Source organism: Stenotrophomonas sp. AB1(2024) (assembly GCF_037482345.1).
In the GTDB taxonomy this organism is placed as follows: domain Bacteria; phylum Pseudomonadota; class Gammaproteobacteria; order Xanthomonadales; family Xanthomonadaceae; genus Stenotrophomonas.
In genome coordinates this window covers 3,000,467-3,019,104 of record NZ_JBBHKO020000001.1, presented here as the reverse complement: position 1 = coordinate 3,019,104, position 18,638 = coordinate 3,000,467, and the positions used below count along the sequence as shown (strand labels likewise).

Genomic DNA, 18,638 nt, shown 5'->3' with positions numbered 1-18,638 from the left:
GCGCGGACCGCGATCACGCCTGGCGCAGCGCGGCCACGCGCTGGGCCAGCTTCTTGGCCGAGATGCCGGTCCTGGCACCCAGTTCCTGCGCGAACAGCGACACCCGCAGCTCTTCCAGGTCCCAACGCAGCGCCTGCCATTGCGGGCGCTCGCGCAGGCCGCGCGCCTGCGCTTCCTCCAACGCCTCCAGGAACGGGCGCAGCTCCAGCATCCGTGCCTGGTCGCGCGGTGGATCGCGCTTGGCCCGCTCACTGCGCAGGATCATCGCGCGCAGGTAGCGCGGGTACTGCGCCAGCGCATCGGCGGGCGTTTCGCGCAGGAAGCCGGGGTGCACCAGCGACGCCAGCTGCTGCTCCAGGTCATCCAGGTTGCCGCGTGCCCAGCCCATCAACGGCGCTTCCAGCAACGGCTTGAGCTCGGCCACATGCGCCAGGATGTTCTCGGCCAGCTTCAGCCGCGCCATCGCCTCGCCGAACAGCTCACGGCCGGCGGCATCGCGCCGCTTGGCGAAGGCCGCCGGGTCGCGGATCTCGCCCAGCCCTTCAGCCAGCACGGCATTCATGGCGGCATCGACCAGATCGCCGCGCAGGCGCTCCTGCGATTCGATCGAGGCATACAACAGACCAGTCTTGGGCGGCACGGGCAGCTGCTTGCGCGCCTGCTTGGCCTTGTCGGCCAGGGCGATGTCCAGCAGGCGGCGCACGCCACGCGGGTGCTGTTCAAGGGCTTCGTTGCGGTCGGCGAAGATGCGCAGCGATGCCGATTCACCGGCATCGACCAGCGCCGGATACGCCGGCACGCCGGCTTCACCGGGCACCTGCAGCGGAATCGGCGCCGCCGGGAAATCACGCAGGCCTTCGGCCGCCAATGCCCGGCCCGCACGCGCGGCGAACGCATCGCCGGCCTGCTCGCCGAAGCGGGCGCGCAGTGCCTCCAGGTCGCGCGAGGCGGCCAGCAGTTTGCCCTGCGCATCGTGCAGGCGCAGGTTCATGCGCAGGTGCGGGTCCAGCGCGCTTTCATCGAAATCGGTGGCGGACACCTGCGCGCCGGTCGCGCGCGAGAGGAACCGTGCCAGTTCGCCGCGCAGGTCGTCAGCACTGGGCGCGGAAAACGCCTCGGCAAAGGCGCGGCCAAAATCCGGCGCCGGCACGTAATTGCGACGCATGGCCTTGGGCAGGCTGCGAATCAGGGCCGACGCCTTGTCGGCCACGAAACCCGGCGCCAGCCACGAAAGACGTGCCGGATCCAATGCATTGAGCAGGTGCAGCGGCACATCCAGGCTGACGCCATCCTCCTCGCTGCCCGGTTCGAAACGGTAGTGCAGCGCCAGCCGCGCATCGCCCAGCGGCAGGTACTTCGGGTAGCGCTCGGCATCGCTGCCCTCGCCCGGCAGCAGGTCGGCCAGCGTCCACGCCAGCGCGTGCCGCTTCTCCGGCGCCAACGCCTTCCACCAGGTATCCAGCCCGGTGGCCGAATGGATCTCGGACGGAATCCGGTCCAGGTACCAGCGTGCCTGCCAGCCCTCGTCGGCCACGATGCCGGCGCGGCGCAGCTTGGCTTCTTCTTCGCGCGCCTGCTCCAGCACCTTGAGGTTGTCGGCGATGACGCTCGCACGCGTATTGATCTCGCCGGTGACCAGCGCCTGGCGCACGAAGATGTCATGCGCCTCGCCCGGGGCGATGCGGCCGTAGTGGACCGGCTTCTTCGGTGCCAGCACCAGCCCGAACAGGCTGATCTGCTCCGAGGCCAGCACCTGGCCCTGGGCGCGCGACCAGTGCGGGTCGAAGTGCTTGCGCAGCAGCAGGTGCGGCAGTTCGGCGATCACCCAGTCCGGCTCGATTGCCGCATTGGTCAGGCCCCACACCTTCTGGGTGTCCAGCAGGGTCGCCGCCAGCAGCCACGGCGGCGGCCGCTTGGCCATCACTGAACCCGGGAACGGCAGGAAGCGGCGTTGGCGCGGCGCGAGGAAATCGCCCTTGTCGCTGCGGTGGCCGATCTGGGTGGGCAGGCCGGCGATGAGCGCACGGTGCAGGGTCTGGTACGCATTGGCACGCACGCGCTCGCTGAAACCGCTGCGCGCATCGTCGGCCGCTGCCGGGGATGCGGCAGGGGCAACAACGGCCGGCGCTTCGGTCTTGCCTTCACGGGCCAGCCGCGCGGCGCGGTGCTGCTGGCCGCGGGTTGCCTTCGCCTTTTCGGCATCATCGCGTGCTGGCGCCGGCGCCGACGCGCCGGCCAGCAACGGTGCCATCGCACTGTCCACCGGCTCTTCGGTCCAACCCAGCTCTTCGCACAACACCCGCAGCTGGCGATGCAGCTCGCGCCATTCGCGCATGCGCAGGAAGCCCAGGAAATGGCGCTCGCACCAGCCCCGCAGTTTCGATTGGGTCAGGTCTTCGTGGGCCTGGCGGTAGCCTTCCCACAGCCGCAGCACGCCGACGAATTCCGATCGCCCATCGGCGAACAGCGCATGCGCGTTGTCGGCGGCGGCACGCGCTTCCGGCGGGCGCTCGCGCGGATCCTGGATGCCCAGGAACGAGGCGATGACCAGCATCGGGCGCAGGCACCCCTGCGCCTGCGCGGCCACCAGCATCCGGGCCAGCTTGACGTCCACCGGCAGGCGCGCCATCTGTCGGCCGATCGGGGTGAGCCGGCGTTCGTTGTCCACCGCGCCCAGTTCGCCCAGCTGCTGCCACCCATCTGCAATGGCGCGCTCGTCGGGCGCCTCCAGGAACGGGAAATCCTCGATCCGGCCCAGGCCCAGCTGCAGCATGCGCAGGATCACCCCGGACAGGCTGGAACGGCGGATTTCCGGATCGGTGAATTCGGCGCGCGACTGGAAGTCCGCTTCCGAGTACAGGCGGTAGCAGATGCCTTCAGAGACGCGCCCGCAACGGCCCTTGCGCTGGTTGGCGCTGGCCTGCGAAATCGCCTCGATGTGCAGCCGGTCCAGCTTCTGGCGCGGGCTGTAACGCTTCACGCGGGCCAGGCCCGGATCGATCACGTAGCGGATGCGCGGCACCGTCAGCGAGGTTTCGGCCACGTTGGTGGCCAGCACGATGCGGCGCCTGCTGCCCGGGTTGAAGACCTGGTCCTGGTCTTTCACCGACAGCCGCGCGTACAGCGGCAGCACCTCGGTTTCGCGATATTTGCGCCGTTCCAGCGCCTGGTGCGCATCGCGGATCTCGCGTTCGCCCGGGAAGAACAGCAGGATGTCGCCGCGCGGGTCGAGCCGGGTGATTTCATCCACCGCTGCCACCACCGCATCGTTGACGGTGCGCTCGCCATCGCGGCCGCCGTCCTCGTCGCCACCGCCCTCGCCTTCCAGCGGGCGGTAGCGCACTTCAACGGGGAAGGTACGGCCTTCCACGCTGATCACCGGCGCATCATCGAAGTGCTGGGCGAAGCGCGAGGTATCGATGGTCGCCGAGGTGACGATCAGCTTCAGGTCCGGCCGCTTGCGCAGCAGCTGCTTCAGATAGCCGAGCAGGAAATCGATGTTGAGGCTGCGTTCGTGCGCCTCGTCGACGATGATCGTGTCGTACTGCGAGAGCCAGCGGTCGCTGCTGATCTCGGCCAGCAGGATGCCGTCGGTCATGAACTTGATGCGGGTATCGTCGCCTACCCGATCGGTGAAGCGCACCTGGTAGCCGACCGTGGTGCCCAGCTCGGACTTCAGCTCCTGCGCCACGCGGGTTGCCACCGCGCGTGCGGCAATCCGTCGCGGCTGGGTGCAGCCGATCATGCCGCCCACGCCCCGGCCGGCGGCCAGGCACAGCTTGGGCAGCTGGGTGGTCTTGCCCGACCCGGTTTCACCGGCGATGACCACCACCTGGTGCTCACGGATCAGCGCGGTGATGCGCTCGGCTTCACGCGCGATCGGCAGGCTGTCGTCCAGAATGATCGACGGCTGGTTCAGCGCCCGCGCCTGGCGCCGCTGCACCGACGCCTGCAGGGCCTGTTCGAACGCCGCTGCCACGCCCGCATCGGCCGGTTTGGCCCGCCAGCGCGAGAGCATGCCCAGCAGGCGGCCGCGATCACGGCTCATGGCCCCGTCAATGGCTGCCTGCTGCGACGACAGGGACGAAGCGTTGGGTTGTCTGATAGCGGTCATCAATCGAATTGTTTAGAACTTATGAGTACAACTGAAGGTTAGTCTGACTTATTGTGAAGGCCATCCCATCCACCAGGAGGATTTCCCCCATGGCGAAGACCAAGACCCCGGCCAAACCCAAGGCCGCCAAGCAGAAGCTGGCAACGGCGGCACCGTCGGCCCCGAACATCGATATCGGGATCAAGGAAAGCGATCGCAAGAAGATTGCCGATGGACTGGCGGCCTTCCAGGCGGACGCGTTCACGCTCTACCTGAAGACCCACAACTTCCATTGGAACGTGACCGGTTCGATGTTCAATTCGCTGCATACGATGTTCGAAACCCAGTACACCGAGCAGTGGGCGGCCCTGGACGACGTGGCCGAACGCATCCGCGCACTGGGCTTCAACGCCCCGGGTTCCTACCGCGAATTCGCCGCCCTGACCTCGATCGCCGAGGAACCGGGCCTGACCGACAGCGCGGACTGGCGTGAAATGGTACGCCAGTTGGTCGCCGCCAACGAGGCCGTGTGCCGGACCGCCCGCAAGGTGCTGGACGTGGCCGACGACGCCGACGACGCTCCGACCGAGGACCTGATGACCCAGCGCCTGCAGACCCACGAAAAGTACGCCTGGATGCTCCGCAGCCTGCTCGCGTAGAGCCGGGCTCTGCCCGGCTGCCTTTGCCGTTGCGTGGAGCCGGGCAGAGCCCGGCTCTACCGGCCTGACGGCCGGATGCGGGAATCCCGGACGGGGAACGCCCCCCGGAACCGGTAAACTAGCGCGATGTCTTCCCGCCCCGCGCACGAACTGCTGCACCGCATCTTTGGTTACGACGATTTCCGCGGTCCGCAGCAGGCGATCGTCGAGCATGTCGCGGCCGGTAATGACGCGCTTGTCCTGATGCCCACCGGCGGCGGCAAGTCGCTGTGCTACCAGGTGCCGTCCCTGCTGCGCGAAGGCACCGGCATCGTCATCTCGCCGCTGATCGCGCTCATGCAGGACCAGGTCGAAGCCCTGCGCCAACTGGGCGTGCGTGCCGAGTACCTGAATTCGGCCCTGGATGCCGAAACTGCGGCCCGGGTCGAGCGCGAACTGGCCGCCGGCGAGCTGGAACTGCTGTATGTCGCGCCCGAGCGGCTGCTGACCGGCCGTTTCCTTTCGCTGCTGGCGCGCAGCCGCATTGCCCTGTTCGCCATTGACGAAGCCCATTGCGTGTCGCAGTGGGGCCACGATTTCCGGCCCGAATACCGCCAGCTCACCGTGCTGCATGAGCGCTGGCCCGACGTGCCGCGCATCGCGCTGACCGCCACGGCCGACCCGCCGACCCAGCGCGAGATCGCCGAACGGCTGGACCTGACCACCGCCCAGCACTTCGTCAGCTCCTTCGACCGGCCCAACATCCGCTATACCGTGGTCCAGAAGGACAACGCCAAGCGCCAACTGCTGGATTTCCTGCGCGGCCACCGCGACGAAGCCGGCATCGTGTACTGCATGTCGCGGCGCAAGGTCGAGGAAACGGCCGAGTTCCTGTGCAAGGAGGGCATGAATGCCCTGCCCTACCATGCCGGCCTGCCGGCCGAGGTGCGCGCGAACAACCAGCGCCGCTTCCTGCGTGAGGACGGCATCGTCATGTGCGCCACCATCGCCTTCGGCATGGGCATCGACAAGCCCGACGTGCGCTTTGTCGCCCATACCGACCTGCCCAAGTCGATGGAAGGCTACTACCAGGAAACCGGCCGCGCCGGCCGCGACAGCGAACCGGCTGAAGCCTGGCTCTGCTACGGCCTGGGCGATGTGGTGCTGCTCAAGCAGATGATCGAGCAGTCCGAGGCGGGCGAAGAGCGCAAGACGCTGGAACGCTCCAAGCTCGACCACCTGCTGGGCTACTGCGAATCCATGCAGTGCCGCCGCCAGGTGCTGCTGGCCGGGTTCGGTGAAACCTATCCCCAGCCGTGCGGCAACTGCGACAACTGCCTGCAGCCCCCCGACGCCTGGGATGCCAGCGTGGCCGCGCAGAAGGCGCTGAGCTGCGTGTACCGCAGCGGCCAGCGGTTTGGCGTGGGCCACCTGATCGACATCCTGCGCGGCGGTGAGAACGACAAGATCCGCCAGTTCGGCCACACCGAACTGAGCACCTACGGCATCGGCAGGGACCTGGACGCCCGCACCTGGCGCAGCGTGTTCCGCCAACTGGTTGCCGCCAGCCTGCTGGAAGTGGACAGCGACGCTTACGGCGGCCTGCGCCTGACCGACGGCAGCCGCCAGGTGCTCAAAGGCGAGCGCAAGGTGATGATGCGCCGGGAAAGTCCCAAAACCCGCGAACGCGAGCGCGGCGGCCAACGCACCGGCCTGTCGGTGCTGCCGCAGGACCTGGCCCTGTTCAACGCCCTGCGCGGCCTGCGTGCCGAACTGGCGCGCGAGCAGAACGTGCCGGCCTTCGTGATCTTCCACGACAGCACCCTGCGCAACATCGCCGAACAACGCCCCACCAGCATCGACGCACTGGGCCGCGTGGGCGGGATCGGTGGCACCAAGCTGTCCCGCTACGGCGAGCGGCTGGTCGAGATCGTCCGCGAAGAAGGCTGATGGGCGCGGCCCCAGCCAGACCCACGTCCAGAGTTGAACCTGCCGTTCAGGCAGGGGTGCGTGGTATGCGCTTTGGCGCTAAGGTGGCGCCCATGTCCGCCGGTAGCCTGCTCCTGCGAGTGGTGTTGATGCTCAGCCTGTTGCTCAACGGGCTGAACGCGGCCATGGCCGGCCCCATGCTGCTGGCGATGGCGATGCCCGCCGCTGCAGAGAAACCTGCAGCGCCGCCCTGCCATGGCGAAGGCCCTGCTGCCATGCACGGCGCTCCGGCCGAAACACCCGCCCAGGCACCGGACGGCAGCGACCACTGCAAGATCAAGGATTGCCTGCGCAACTGCGCCCAGCAACCCAGCCTGACCGCCCAGATCGCCTGGATTCCGGTACCGCCACCGCCGTCGCCGGTTCTGCTGCGCGTGGCGCACCCTTCCCTGCCCAGCCCGCCGCTGGACCGCATCACCCGCCCTCCCATCGGCTGAGCGCGCGTTCACCAAGAACGCCTGCGTAACGCGATGCCGTGCTGCCGCACGCGCATCCTGTCGGCACCTGCGCGTGCCCCTCGGATCCGATTCGGAGTTGCAATGTCACACCCCTCTTCCCCCGGCGCGGGTGCCCCGCCCGTGCCGTCGCGGCGCCTGTTCGTGCAGGGCCTGGCTGCGGGCGGCGTGGTCGCCGGCCTGACCGGCACCGTGCCGGCCCGCGCCCTGGCCAACGCCGGTCCGCGCGTGGCCACCGCCCCGCAGGTGCTCAGCGGCCAGCAGTTCCAGCTGAGCATCGGCGAGTCACTGGCCAACTTCACCGGCCGCACCCGCCCGGCCATCACGGTCAACGGCAGCCTGCCCGCACCGATCCTGCGCTGGCGCGAAGGCGACACCGTCAACGTGCGCGTGGCCAACGCGCTGCAGGGCCACCCTACCTCGATCCATTGGCACGGCATCCTGCTGCCGGCCAACATGGACGGCGTGCCCGGCCTGAGCTTCAACGGCATCGCCCCGGGCGAGGCCTACGACTACCGTTTCACTCTCAAGCAGTCCGGCACCTACTGGTACCACAGCCATTCGATGTTCCAGGAACAGGCCGGCCTGTATGGCGCACTGATCATCGACCCGCTGCAGCCGGCCCCGTACCGGTTCGACCGCGAGCACGTGATCCTGCTCTCGGACTGGACCGACATGGATCCCGGCGCGCTGTTCCGGCGCATGAAGAAGCTGGCCGAGCATGATAACTACTACAAGCGCACGCTGCCCGATTTCCTGCGCGACGTGCGCCGCGATGGCTGGAGCGCGGCCACCGCCGACCGTGGCATGTGGGGCCGGATGCGGATGACGCCCACCGACATCTCCGACATCAACGCGCACACCTACACCTACCTGCTCAACGGCACCGCGCCGGCCGGCAACTGGACCGGGTTGTTCCGCAGCGGCGAAAAGGTGCTGCTGCGCTTCATCAACGGCGGCTCGATGACCTACTTCGACGTGCGCATTCCCGGCCTGAAGATGACCGTGGTGGCCGCCGACGGCCAGTACATTCACCCGGTGAGCATCGACGAGTTCCGCATCGCGCCAGCGGAGACCTTCGATGTGATCGTCGAACCCAGCGGCCAGGATGCCTTCACCATTTTCTGCCAGGACATGGGCCGCACCGGCCATGCCGCCGGCACGCTGGCCGTACGCCATGGCCTGCAGGCGCCGATCCCCGCACGCGACCCGCGCCCGCTGCTGACGATGAGTGACATGGGGCATGACATGGCTGCAATGGGACATGACATGAAGGGCATGGAAGGGGGCTGCGGCGCCAACATGGGCCACGCCGGTCATGGCGGTGGCGACAAGGCACCACGCCACGCACCGAGCGAGAACGGCAACCCACTGGTCGACATGCAAAGCTCGGCCACCGAGCCCAAGCTCGACGACCCCGGCATCGGCCTGCGCGACAACGGCCGCCAGGTGCTCACCTACGGCGCGATGCGCAGCCTGTTCGAAGATCCCGATGGGCGCGAACCTTCGCGCGAGGTCGAGCTGCACCTCACCGGGCACATGGAAAAATTCAGCTGGTCGTTCGATGGCATTCCGTTCGCCAGCGCCGAACCGCTGCGCCTGAACTACGGCGAGCGCATGCGCATCGTGCTGGTCAACGACACCATGATGCAGCACCCCATCCACCTGCACGGGGTATGGAGCGACCTGGAGAACGCCGACGGTGAATTCCACCTGCGCAAACACACCATCGACATGCCGCCGGGCACCCGCCGCAGCTACCGCGTGCGCGCCGATGCACTGGGCCGTTGGGCCTACCATTGCCACCTGCTGTACCACATGGAAGCAGGGATGATGCGCGAAGTGAGGATCGAAGAATGAAGATGCTCACTGTTGCACTTCTGACCGCCATCGCAGGACCGGCGTGGGCGCAGTCGCATGCGCACGCCGATGCCGCACCCGCTGCCGCACCGGCAGTGGTCGATCATTCGAAGATGGACCACGCGATGATGGGGCACGCCCAGGCAGCCGATGCTGAAGTGGATCACGCCACGATGGATCATGAGCAGATGGACCACTCGAAGATGGATCACGCTGCCATGGGCCACGACGCAGCGCCCAGCGCGCCGCGCGAACCGATTCCAGTGGTGACCGACGCCGACCGTGCAGCCGCCTTCCCGACGATCCGCCATGATGCGATGGAGCACGCGCCCAACCTGCACAGCCTGCTGCTGATCAACCGGCTGGAGCACTGGGATGGCCGGCATGGCACCGGCCAGGCCTGGGAAGCCAGCGGCTGGATCGGCGGCAACATCAACCGCCTGTGGTTGCGCAGCGAGGGCGAACGCAGCGGCAGCCGCACCGAATCGTCTGATCTGGAAGTCCTGTACGGACGCAGCGTGTCGCCGTGGTGGGACGTGCTGGTGGGCGTGAAGCAGGACTTCCGCCCCGCGGACTCGCGCACGTGGGCCGCGTTCGGTATCCAGGGCCTGGCGCAGTACAAGTTCGAAACCTCGGCAACGGCCTATGTCGGTGAGGGCGGACAGCTGGCTGCCACGTTGGAGGTCGAGTACGAGCTGCTGCTCACCAACCGGCTCATCCTGCAGCCGCTGGTGGAAGCGACCCTGGCCGCCAAAGACGAACCCGGGCACGGCATGGGTGCCGGCCTGAACAAGGTCGAGGCTGGTTTACGCCTACGCTATGAGTTCAGCCGCCGCTTCGCGCCTTACATCGGCATTTCGCATGAGCGCCTGTTCGGCGATACCGCCGATTACCACCAGGCAGCCGGCGAGCACACCCGTGACACGCGCTGGGTGGCCGGCGTGCGCATCTGGTTCTGATCGCCGTCGATCATGAATTCCCGGTGGGCGAACGCCGCGACCTGGAATTCATCCTGCGCCGGCCCTGAGCAGGGCCGGCGCGCGGATCGCGTTCGCGATTAGAAGTCGAACAGGTCAGACAGGAAGCTTTCTTTCTTCTTCTTGCGGTAGCCCTGTCCATCGCCGTAGTGCTGCTGGCCGAGGTGGCGGGTATCGCGATGCTGCACATGTTGCGGCGGCGGAGACGGCGGTGCAGCGGCACGCACCGGTGCCGGCGCGGCGGCACCGGCCGATCGCTCGATGATCTTGTCCAGCTCGCCACGGTCCAGCCACACGCCCCGGCACTGCGGGCAGTAATCGATCTCGATGCCCTGGCGCTCGGACATCACCAGCGCTTGGGTAGTACAGACGGGGCATTGCATCGATCAGGCTCCATTCGGGGTCGAACGCTGACTGTACCGTGGCCCAGCTGACCGGCGCACAACGGGACAACGCCAGGATGACGGTTTCTGCACGAACCCCTCATCTGCCCCGCTGCCCATGCTGCCGCGCTGTCATCGGTTGGCTCAGCCTGCAGCCTTGCAGCTCAGGCGCGTGCCGTAGAACTCCAGCGTTGCCTCGCCCTGGTGTTCCCAGAATTCCACGCCCTCGCGGGTGTAGCGGCTGCCGCTGGCTGACGGTGCAGCAAAGGCGATGGCCTGGTCGCGGCCCAAGCGGATGATGGCCACTTGCGGGTCAAGCTCATTGTGGATGGCCACCGAGAGCGGCTTGCTGGCGTCATCGCACTGGTACTGAATTGCAGTGGGTGCCGGTCCGGTAGCCGCGGCCAGACGCAGCTCGACGATGCGGGTCTGGTACGACTCGAGCAGGCAGCGGTTGGCATCCACCGCCTGCCAGCAGGCATCGCGGCCCTTGATCCAGCCGCGCTGCTCAGCGGCCACGTCCAGCTCGCCCGGGCCGGTCTGTGCCGCCTTGTAGAGTCCGGCCAGTTCACGATCCAACGCCGACAGCCGTGCGTCGCCGCATACGGTTTTCTCCGTATCCGATGTCGCCTTGGCGCAGTCGAAGGACGGACCTTCGCCGCCAGCCACTGGAAGTACCGCCGACGAAGGCGCCGGCTTCGGCGATTCTGACGCTGCCGTTCCCGTTGTGGGCGCGCTGGGCGCAGCCGCCGTATCGGTGGGCGCGGGTTTGCAGGCCGCCAGCGCCAGCGCGCCCAGGCCGATCAGGACAAAACGGTTCATGGCACCTCCACAGCGCCTGTTACTCAACCAGCACAGTCTGCGCCACGCCGCGCTCAGGCGGCGTGTATGCGGGCTATTCAATGGTGCAGTCATCCACCCGGGCGGTATCGGGGAGGACCTCGATGCTGCCCACCGCCAGCTGCTCCAGGATCGTCTCCGGGCCGCGCCAGCTGCGCCATTCCAACCCGATGCTGGCCGCGCGTGCGTCGTGGATGCGGTCCACCACCGGCAGTGTCCAGCCGCGACGGTCGTACTCAGCGAGCCATTGCGGACAACGCTGGGCCAGCACGTCATGAGGGTCGGTCACCAAGGCCTCGCAATCTTCCCGCCGGAACGGGGTCCAGCCGCTGGCCAGGTAACGCTGGAACGCGGGGCCGCCATTGGTCAATGCCGCCACGTGTGCATCAGCCACATCGCGGACATCGATGCCGCGATGGAGCCGGTATAACATCATGCGTTCTGGCGGCTCCGGGAAGCAACGCGACATCCGGATCACGCGCACGTCCAGGTCGAAGCCAGCCGCCTCTTCCAGCCACTGTTCGGCCGCCAGCTTGGAACGGTGGTAAACGGTGCGGGGCTGGGGCGTTGTCTGCTCATCCACCCAGGTGCAGCGCCCCGGCACGATGGCGTGCCCGTACAGCGCGGTGGTGCTGGTGAACACCAGTCGCCGCACGCCAGCATCGCGCGCCAGCATCGCCAGCGTGCGGGTGCCTTCCACGTTGATGCGCTGGAATTCGCTGTCGCTGAAAAGCCCCACGTGTGGCGCATGCAGCGCGGCGGCGTGGATGACCGCATCCACCCCCTGCAGCGCTTTTGCCAGCACACGGGTATCGGTGAAATCGGCCACGTGACGCGTGGTCGCAAAGGGACTGCGGTCGATGCCCACCACCTCGTGGCGGGCGGCCAAGGCGCCAAAGATGGCGCGACCTACCCGGCCTGAACTTCCTGTCAGGAGAATCTTCACTGGAGAGCACATGTCAGCGCCCGGGAGCTACCGGGATACGTGGATTGTAGCGGGAAGACACCATGGCGCATGTCTTGAATGACACCGGTAGTGTGCATAGCAAGCCGGCCCCGCTGAACGGGGCCGGCCAACGCACGCATCATCAGAATCGGTAGTTCATACCGGTGTAGAAGAATCGCCCGACGTTATCGTACTGCGCGCTGCCCACGCCGGTGCCATAGAGATTGTACGGCGGCTCGCGGTCGAACACGTTGCGCACGCCAAGATACAGACTGAGGCGTTCGGTGGCGCCATACCCGACGCGTGCGTCGGTGAAGGTCATCCGCGACACCTTGATTGGATCCTGTAGATCCGGGTTGGTCGCGTACTGCTCGTTCGTCACCAGGATCTGGCTGTCGACATAGCGGGTACGCAGGCTCAGATCCCAGGCTCCGCGGGCATAGCCGATGGTGAGGATCCCCTTCCACCTCGGCGTGCCCAGCACGTTGCGCTCATCCACGACTTCGTCCGGGAAGCTCTGGAACGGGTAGCTCAGGAACTCCTTGAGGTAAGTCCCTTCCAGCTTCGTCGTCAGGCGCCCACCGAACACGTTCTCGAAGGCGTAGTCGATGCCGAAGTCGATACCTCGCGCCCGCAGCTTGGAGATGTTGAGCGGCAGGACTTCCAGCGAGGTAATCGCGCACGGATCGTCTGTGGCGCCGGCGATATCGCGGGTCATGCTGGCGCAGAACTCGTTGTCGATTCCGCCCACCGCGTCCACGCAACGATCGGCCAGCTGCTGGCCGCTGACGGAACTGATGGCGTCCTCGATCTGGATGTCCCAGTAGTCCACCGTGATGCCGAAGCCCGGTAGGGCGGCCGGCGTGAACACCGCGCCTACCGTGAAGGTCTTGCTGGTCTCTTCCGCCAGATCCGGGTTGCCACCGGACAGGCCGCGGCGCGTGGACGTGTCATTGGGTGTCCAGCCCATCGGCACGCCGAGTGCGCTGCAGTTGGCCTGGCGAACTGCCGGATCCGCGCCGCGCCCGATGTTGGCCGCAGAACACGGGTCGCTGATGGAGAAGAAGTTCACCGACTGCGGATCGTAGAGCTCGGAGATGTTTGGCGCGCGCACCGCGTTGGAGTAGGTACTGCGCAGACGCAGGGAGTCGTTGAACGTCCAATCCAACCCCGTCTTCCAGCTGACCGTGGTACCGACCGTCGTGTAGTCGGAGATGCGGCCCGCCAGGTCGAGATTGACGCTCTGCGCGAAGGGCAGGTCAGCCAGCAAAGGCATACTGATTTCCGCAAACGCCTCGCGGACCGAGTACTGGCCCCGCTGGTTCTGGATCGCATTCAGGAACGTCAGGTCGGCTTGCTGCAGCGGGTCAGTCGTCTGCTGGCTGGTTTCCTTGCGGAACTCGACACCGGAGGCAAAGCCCACGGAGCCGGCCGGCATCGCGAACAGTTCGCTCTTGGCGAGGTTGGCGGAGAAGACCTTCTGCGTCAGTTCGGTGCGGCTTGGGGTACGCGCATTGAACCACGCCGCCGCGCCCGGAGAGACCGCGCCTTCGCCGAAGATGCTGGTCGGGATGCAGCCTGCCAGCAGGTCTTCGCCGGTGACCGGATGCTCCGGGCCAGCGGTGCCATCGCGCGCGGCCCGGCACACGATGTTGCCGTTGTCGTCGAACACCGCATCGATCGAGGCATTGAAGCGGTCGGGCATCTGATTGTTCAGATTCGTCCGGGTTTCCACGGTGCGCCCGTAATTGGCGCTGGCCTCATACGACCAGTCCGAGCCGAACACCCCTTGGATGCCCGCCACGATGCGGCCGGTCCTGCGGGTGGTGTCTTCGCCGCGGAATCCGGCATCGGTGTTGTTGCGGCTGATGCGCAGACGCGTGAGCCCATTGGCATCCATGAACTGCCCCAGCTCGTCGCTGATATAGGCGTTGTCACGCGGAATCATGTACGTGCCGAATGATGGTCCAGACGTGGAGAACGCCTTGACCTTGTTCTGCGCCCACTTGCTTTCGACGAAGATCCGGTGGTTGTCGTTGAGGTCGAAACCGAAGTTGGCGTTGACTGCGCCGGTGCTGTTGCTCGGCTGCATCTGGCCGTACTGGTTCGGGTCCAGATTGTCGCAGTCGGAACAACCGGTACGCGTGGTGTCGACGATTCCATCGAAACGCTGCGGGCGCAGGCTGCCATCCGGATCGAACACATAGCGGTCATGGGTTGTAGCACTGCGACCGTCGAGATCGAGCACACCGCCAGCGGTGTAGCTGTACACGCTGGCGTTGCGGGCCAGGATGGTACGGGTCTGGGTTGGATCGTTCGGATCGGTCAGATAGCGCTGCGAGTCGCGGCTGAACGCGCGGTCCCGCAGGTACAGCGGATCCTGGTTGTTGAATGCCGCCGAGAAGACTAACTGGCCTCGGCCGTCCGCGAAGGTGCCGCCACTGACGACATTGACCGACCGCTCGTTGAAGTTGCCTTCCTCCGCGTGGCCGATCTGGGCATTCACGACGGTTCCGTCAAAGGACTTCTTGAGGATGAAGTTCACTACGCCGCTGACGGCGTCGGCGCCGTAGATGGCCGACGAACCGCCGGTGAGGATCTCAACACGCTCCACCAGCGCGGCCGGAATGGTGTTGATGTCCACGGCCGACGAGCCCGCGGCACTGGCAACGTGCCGGCGTCCATTGACCAGCACCAGGGTCCGATCCACGCCCAGGCCCCGCAGGTCCAGCAGGTTGAGGCCGGCGGTGCCGATGAACCGCGTCGAGTTGCCCATCGAGTAGGTCGTCGACATCTGCGGCAGCGCGTTGATCACATCGCCCAGCGTCACCGCACCGGTGGCCCGGATGTCTTCGGCGGTCAGCGTGCCGACCGGAGATGCCGACAGATAGTCCACGCGCGGAATGCGCGAGCCAGTCACCGTCACTGCATCAAGTCGTTTGATGTCGGCGCTTTCCTCCGTGGGCTGCCTTGCGTCCTGAGCCTGCGCCGTGGCCGCTGCTGCGACCATCAAGATGGTGCTGATGGCCGTAGCCAGTGTCCTCTTGTGCATCCTTGATTCCCTCTTGCGTCAAGTATGGCTAGCCGTCAACGATCCCGACCTCACGCGGAGGTAGCGGCAGGTGATCGGCCATCCAGAGTGGATCCAAACACCCGATGAACGATTTCAGCGGGACGCCTATGACGCACTCAGACGGGGAGTTCGGCTATCAGATAGTTCTCATCACAGAGCAGAAAATGACGCGAACCTGCTGCGAGAGGGGCAATTCGCTGAGCCCAGTGACCATGCTGGTGGTGCTCACGATCGCTACGCCGCTGATCTGCAATGCGAATTGGCCAAATTTTTCGTGAGCCACTAAAAAGGCGCCCCGGGGGCGCCTAAATATCTGATGCAATTGGTGGGCCGTGATGGATTCGAACCATCGACCAAAAGATTAAAAGTCTTCTGCTCTACCGACTGAGCTAACGGCCCATTGCATGCCCCGACTTCGCGCCGGGGGTGCGCATTCTAACCCATCTTGCGCCGCAGGCGTAGCCCGGCGGTCAGGCGTAGCGGGTCGGGTCGGCCACGCCGGCGTCGGCAAAACCCTGGGCGCGCAGGCGGCAGGCGTCGCAGTGGCCGCAGGCCGCGCCCGTGGCGTCGGCGTTGTAGCAGGACACGGTCAGGCCGAAGTCCACGCCCAGGCGCACGCCTTCACGCACGATGTCGGCCTTGCTCAGGAACTGCAGCGGGGCGTGTACCTGGATGCCCGCCCCTTCCACGCCCGCCTTGGTGGCCAGGTTGGCCAGGGTCTGGAAGGCGCTGATGAACTCGGGGCGGCAGTCCGGGTAGCCGGAATAGTCCACGGCGTTGACGCCGCAGAAGATGTCGTTGGCGCCCAGCACTTCAGCCCAGCCCAGCGCGACCGACAACATGATGGTGTTGCGCGCCGGCACGTAGGTGACCGGGATGCCCTCGCCGCCCGCTTCGGGCACGTCGATGTCGTCGGTCAGCGCCGAACCGCCGATGCTGCGCAGGTCGACGTTCACGGTCTTGTGCGCGACCACGCCCAGGGCCTTGGCCACGGCGGCGGCGGCATCCAGTTCGGAGGTGTGGCGCTGGCCGTAGCGCACGCTCAGCGCATGCACGGCATAGCCCTGCTCACGAGCCATGGCGACGACGGCGGCGGAATCCATGCCGCCGGACAGGAGGACAACTGCGTTCTTCATCAGGGTGTTTCCGGTGGGTTGCGGGAAAGCCAGCACGCTGTCCCGCGCCGGTGCATCAAGGGGCGTCGATCGGGCTCATCGCCCAGGCTCGTCGTCCCAGAGAATCTTGTGGAGTTGCATCTGGAAGCGTACCGGCAGGCGGTCTTCCACGATCCAGTCGGCCAGCTCGCGCGGGCTCACCTGCCCCTTGCTGGGCGAGAACAGCACCATGGAACGCTCGTTCAAGCGGTGCTCGCGGACCATGCCGCGCGCCCAGTCGTAATCCTCGCGGCTGCACAGCACGAACTTGATCTGGTCGCGGCGGGTCAGCAGCGGCAGGTTTTCCAGGCGGTTGCGCGCCATTTCGCCAGAACCGGGGGTCTTGAGGTCGACCACGCGCGAGACGCGCGGGTCCACGCCGCTCACATCGAGCGCGCCGGAGGTTTCCAGCGAGACGTCCAGACCGGCCGCGCACAGCTTTTCCAGCAGCACCAGGCAACGCTTCTGGGCCAGCGGCTCGCCGCCGGTCACGCAGACGTGGTGCACGCCCTGGGCCAGCACCTCGCGCACGATCTCGTCGATGTCCCACCAGGTGCCGCCGTGGAAGGCGTAGGCGGTGTCGCAGTAGGTGCAGCGCAACGGGCAGCCGGTCAGGCGCACGAACACGGTCGGCCAGCCAGCGGCATCGGCCTCGCCCTGCAGGGAGGTGAAGATCTCGGTGATCTTCAGCCGTGGCAGGGGCGACTGCACGATCTCGCTGGGGAGCGCGGCGGCGGCGGACAGGGGGGTGGTCATCGTGGGCGTCTGGGAATGCGGTTACGGAAACGAGAGCAGCCAGGCAGGGCCTGGCTCTACGGTGCCCGACACAGTCGGGCCAACCTCTGATTATACCGGCCTTGGCCGGTCGGGGCCTCAGCGGATCTGCTGACCGAGGCGGATGGCCTGCAGACGGTCCTGCGCGGTGCGCGCGGCGTCGGAGCCGGGATAGGTGTTGACGACCTGCTCCAGGGTGGCCTGGGCTTCATCGATCCTGCCTTCGCCGTACTGGGAAAGGCCGATCTTCAACAGGCCACCAGAGGCCTTGTCGTGGGTCGGGTAACGCGCGATGAGGTCGCGGAACTGCGCCTCGGCGAGCGGGAAATTGCGGGTGGCGTAGTAGCTTTCACCCAGCCAGTACAGCGCGTTGGGGGTGTAGACGCCATTGGGATAGAGCTCAAGGAAGCTCAGGAACAGCTGGGCCGAGTCGTCGTACTTGCCGGCCTTGAGCGAATCAAAGGCCACGTTGTACGCGGTGCGCTCATCGCCACTGGCGGCAAGGCTGCCCGGGTCGCCGTGCACGGAGGGCGGCCGCTCGGTGGCGGCCACTGCCGGTGCGGCGGGCTTGGGGGCAACGGCCGGGGCATTCGCGGCCGGAGCGGCCGGAAGGATCGGAGCCGAGCCGCCTTCAATACGGTTCAGACGCCCGTCCAGGTCCAGGTACTGGTCCTGCGAGGTCTGCTTGAGCTGGGCGTTTTCGTTCTGGAGCTGCTCAACCGTGCTCTGCAGCTGCTGGATCTGCTGCCGAAGCTGGTTGACCTGGTTCAACAGGTCCTGGTTGGAGCTGTTGTTGTAGGCCTGCTGCTCGAGCGCGCCAACGCGGTCGGCCAGGCTCTGCCGCTGGGCCTGCGCCGGTGCGGCAGCCACGAGGGCTGCCGCAACGACCAGCATCAGGGTTTTGATGCCGATGCGCATGGATTACTGCGCGGTGTAGACGATTTCGACGCGACGGTTCTGCGACCAGCAGCCTTCGTTCGACTCGGTGCAGGTCGGACGCTCTTCACCGTAGGACACCACGGTGATCTGGCTGCCCGAAGCGCCGTTGGCCTGCAGCGCCGAGGACACGGCGTTTGCACGACGCTCGCCCAGGGCCTGGTTGTACGCGCGCGAACCGCGTTCGTCGGTGTGGCCCTGCAGGGTCATGCGGGCCGACGGACGGTCACGCAGGTACTTGGCGTGGCAGTTCATCTGGGCCTGGAATTCCGGCCTGATGACGTCCTGGTCCAGGTCGAAGAACACAACGCGCTGGCGCAGGCAGGCGTCGGTGTCCAGGTCGCCCGGGCCGTACAGGCCGGAGGTGGTCGGACCGGTCGGCTGGGTGGTGCTGCCGGTGTCGACCGGAGCCTCCGGCACTTCCTTCACCTTCTTGGAGCAGCCGGCCAGGACGGCCATGGAAAGCAGGGAGACAAGCAAAACGCGGGAGGTCTTGTTCATGTAGTTACCTTTGAGGCTC

14 protein-coding genes and 1 tRNA gene are annotated in these 18,638 nt (G+C 66.7%); 5 read left to right on the top strand and 10 right to left on the bottom strand.

The annotated features are described in order from the left end of the window. Nucleotides 1-13: 13 nt before the first annotated feature. Nucleotides 14-4,114, bottom strand: a complete 4,101-nt coding sequence (gene hrpA / locus WIX41_RS13595) for an ATP-dependent RNA helicase HrpA (RefSeq protein WP_339448345.1) — start codon at nucleotides 4,112-4,114, stop codon at nucleotides 14-16. Nucleotides 4,115-4,203: 89 nt separating this feature from the next. On the opposite strand from hrpA, the gene WIX41_RS13590 reads away from it, so the two are divergent. The 5 genes from WIX41_RS13590 (at nucleotide 4,204) to WIX41_RS13570 (ending at nucleotide 9,994) form a co-directional block, all read left to right on the top strand. Continuing rightward, entirely contained in the window at nucleotides 4,204-4,752 is a 549-nt protein-coding gene (locus WIX41_RS13590; RefSeq protein WP_339448343.1) for a Dps family protein, read from the top strand. A gap of 126 nt (nucleotides 4,753-4,878) precedes the next feature. Next, nucleotides 4,879-6,681, top strand: coding sequence for a DNA helicase RecQ (recQ, locus tag WIX41_RS13585; RefSeq protein ID WP_339448341.1), 1,803 nt, complete (start codon nucleotides 4,879-4,881; stop codon nucleotides 6,679-6,681). Nucleotides 6,682-6,773: 92 nt separating this feature from the next. Next, nucleotides 6,774-7,157 carry a CopL family metal-binding regulatory protein gene (locus tag WIX41_RS13580; RefSeq protein ID WP_339448339.1) on the top strand — a complete coding sequence of 128 codons (384 nt, stop codon included), beginning with the start codon at nucleotides 6,774-6,776 and terminating at the stop codon, nucleotides 7,155-7,157. 102 nt (nucleotides 7,158-7,259) lie between these two features. After that, the gene (locus WIX41_RS13575) at nucleotides 7,260-9,035 is read left to right on the top strand and encodes a copper resistance system multicopper oxidase (protein WP_339448337.1); all 1,776 of its coding nucleotides are present in this window, start codon (nucleotides 7,260-7,262) and stop codon (nucleotides 9,033-9,035) included. Beyond that, on the top strand, nucleotides 9,032-9,994 hold the full coding sequence (locus WIX41_RS13570) for a copper resistance protein B (RefSeq protein WP_339448336.1): 963 nt from the start codon (nucleotides 9,032-9,034) through the stop codon (nucleotides 9,992-9,994). The genes WIX41_RS13575 and WIX41_RS13570 overlap by 4 nt, the downstream gene beginning before the upstream one ends. A gap of 98 nt (nucleotides 9,995-10,092) precedes the next feature. Here WIX41_RS13570 and WIX41_RS13565 read toward each other — a convergent pair whose 3' ends face one another. The 9 genes from WIX41_RS13565 to pal form a co-directional block, all read right to left on the bottom strand. Further along, entirely contained in the window at nucleotides 10,093-10,395 is a 303-nt protein-coding gene (locus WIX41_RS13565; RefSeq protein WP_339448335.1) for a zf-TFIIB domain-containing protein, read from the bottom strand. A gap of 144 nt (nucleotides 10,396-10,539) precedes the next feature. Continuing rightward, on the bottom strand, nucleotides 10,540-11,217 hold the full coding sequence (locus WIX41_RS13560) for an MliC family protein (protein ID WP_339448334.1): 678 nt from the start codon (nucleotides 11,215-11,217) through the stop codon (nucleotides 10,540-10,542). Nucleotides 11,218-11,290: 73 nt separating this feature from the next. Then, the gene (locus WIX41_RS13555) at nucleotides 11,291-12,181 is read right to left on the bottom strand and encodes an NAD-dependent epimerase/dehydratase family protein (protein WP_339448333.1); all 891 of its coding nucleotides are present in this window, start codon (nucleotides 12,179-12,181) and stop codon (nucleotides 11,291-11,293) included. A gap of 142 nt (nucleotides 12,182-12,323) precedes the next feature. Beyond that, the gene (locus WIX41_RS13550; protein WP_339448331.1) at nucleotides 12,324-15,233 is read right to left on the bottom strand and encodes a TonB-dependent receptor domain-containing protein; all 2,910 of its coding nucleotides are present in this window, start codon (nucleotides 15,231-15,233) and stop codon (nucleotides 12,324-12,326) included. A gap of 344 nt (nucleotides 15,234-15,577) precedes the next feature. Further along, nucleotides 15,578-15,653, bottom strand: a tRNA-Lys gene (locus WIX41_RS13545). Between the two features lie 71 nt (nucleotides 15,654-15,724). Continuing rightward, the gene (gene queC, locus WIX41_RS13540) at nucleotides 15,725-16,390 is read right to left on the bottom strand and encodes a 7-cyano-7-deazaguanine synthase QueC (RefSeq protein WP_409187391.1); all 666 of its coding nucleotides are present in this window, start codon (nucleotides 16,388-16,390) and stop codon (nucleotides 15,725-15,727) included. Nucleotides 16,391-16,465: 75 nt separating this feature from the next. Continuing rightward, nucleotides 16,466-17,164, bottom strand: a complete 699-nt coding sequence (gene queE / locus WIX41_RS13535) for a 7-carboxy-7-deazaguanine synthase QueE (RefSeq protein ID WP_339448330.1) — start codon at nucleotides 17,162-17,164, stop codon at nucleotides 16,466-16,468. A 117-nt stretch (nucleotides 17,165-17,281) separates the two neighbouring features. Further along, nucleotides 17,282-18,100: a tol-pal system protein YbgF gene (ybgF, locus tag WIX41_RS13530; RefSeq protein ID WP_068853748.1), complete on the bottom strand. Its 819-nt coding sequence runs from the start codon at nucleotides 18,098-18,100 to the stop codon at nucleotides 17,282-17,284. A gap of 3 nt (nucleotides 18,101-18,103) precedes the next feature. Further along, nucleotides 18,104-18,619 (bottom strand): peptidoglycan-associated lipoprotein Pal, encoded by a 516-nt coding sequence (pal, locus tag WIX41_RS13525; protein WP_339448327.1) that lies wholly within the window; start codon nucleotides 18,617-18,619, stop codon nucleotides 18,104-18,106. Nucleotides 18,620-18,638 lie beyond the last annotated feature (19 nt).

Coding starts and splice junctions, on each gene's coding strand:
- recQ (WP_339448341.1), top strand. CDS start 4,879: ATGTCTTCCCGCCCCGCGCACGAACTGCTGCACCGCATCTTTGGTTAC.
- WIX41_RS13550 (WP_339448331.1), bottom strand. CDS start 15,233: ATGCACAAGAGGACACTGGCTACGGCCATCAGCACCATCTTGATGGTC.
- queC (WP_409187391.1), bottom strand. CDS start 16,390: ATGAAGAACGCAGTTGTCCTCCTGTCCGGCGGCATGGATTCCGCCGCC.
- WIX41_RS13580 (WP_339448339.1), top strand. CDS start 6,774: ATGTCCGCCGGTAGCCTGCTCCTGCGAGTGGTGTTGATGCTCAGCCTG.
- WIX41_RS13560 (WP_339448334.1), bottom strand. CDS start 11,217: ATGAACCGTTTTGTCCTGATCGGCCTGGGCGCGCTGGCGCTGGCGGCC.
- queE (WP_339448330.1), bottom strand. CDS start 17,164: ATGACCACCCCCCTGTCCGCCGCCGCCGCGCTCCCCAGCGAGATCGTG.
- pal (WP_339448327.1), bottom strand. CDS start 18,619: ATGAACAAGACCTCCCGCGTTTTGCTTGTCTCCCTGCTTTCCATGGCC.
- WIX41_RS13570 (WP_339448336.1), top strand. CDS start 9,032: ATGAAGATGCTCACTGTTGCACTTCTGACCGCCATCGCAGGACCGGCG.
- ybgF (WP_068853748.1), bottom strand. CDS start 18,100: ATGCGCATCGGCATCAAAACCCTGATGCTGGTCGTTGCGGCAGCCCTC.
- WIX41_RS13565 (WP_339448335.1), bottom strand. CDS start 10,395: ATGCAATGCCCCGTCTGTACTACCCAAGCGCTGGTGATGTCCGAGCGC.
- hrpA (WP_339448345.1), bottom strand. CDS start 4,114: ATGACCGCTATCAGACAACCCAACGCTTCGTCCCTGTCGTCGCAGCAG.
- WIX41_RS13575 (WP_339448337.1), top strand. CDS start 7,260: ATGTCACACCCCTCTTCCCCCGGCGCGGGTGCCCCGCCCGTGCCGTCG.
- WIX41_RS13590 (WP_339448343.1), top strand. CDS start 4,204: ATGGCGAAGACCAAGACCCCGGCCAAACCCAAGGCCGCCAAGCAGAAG.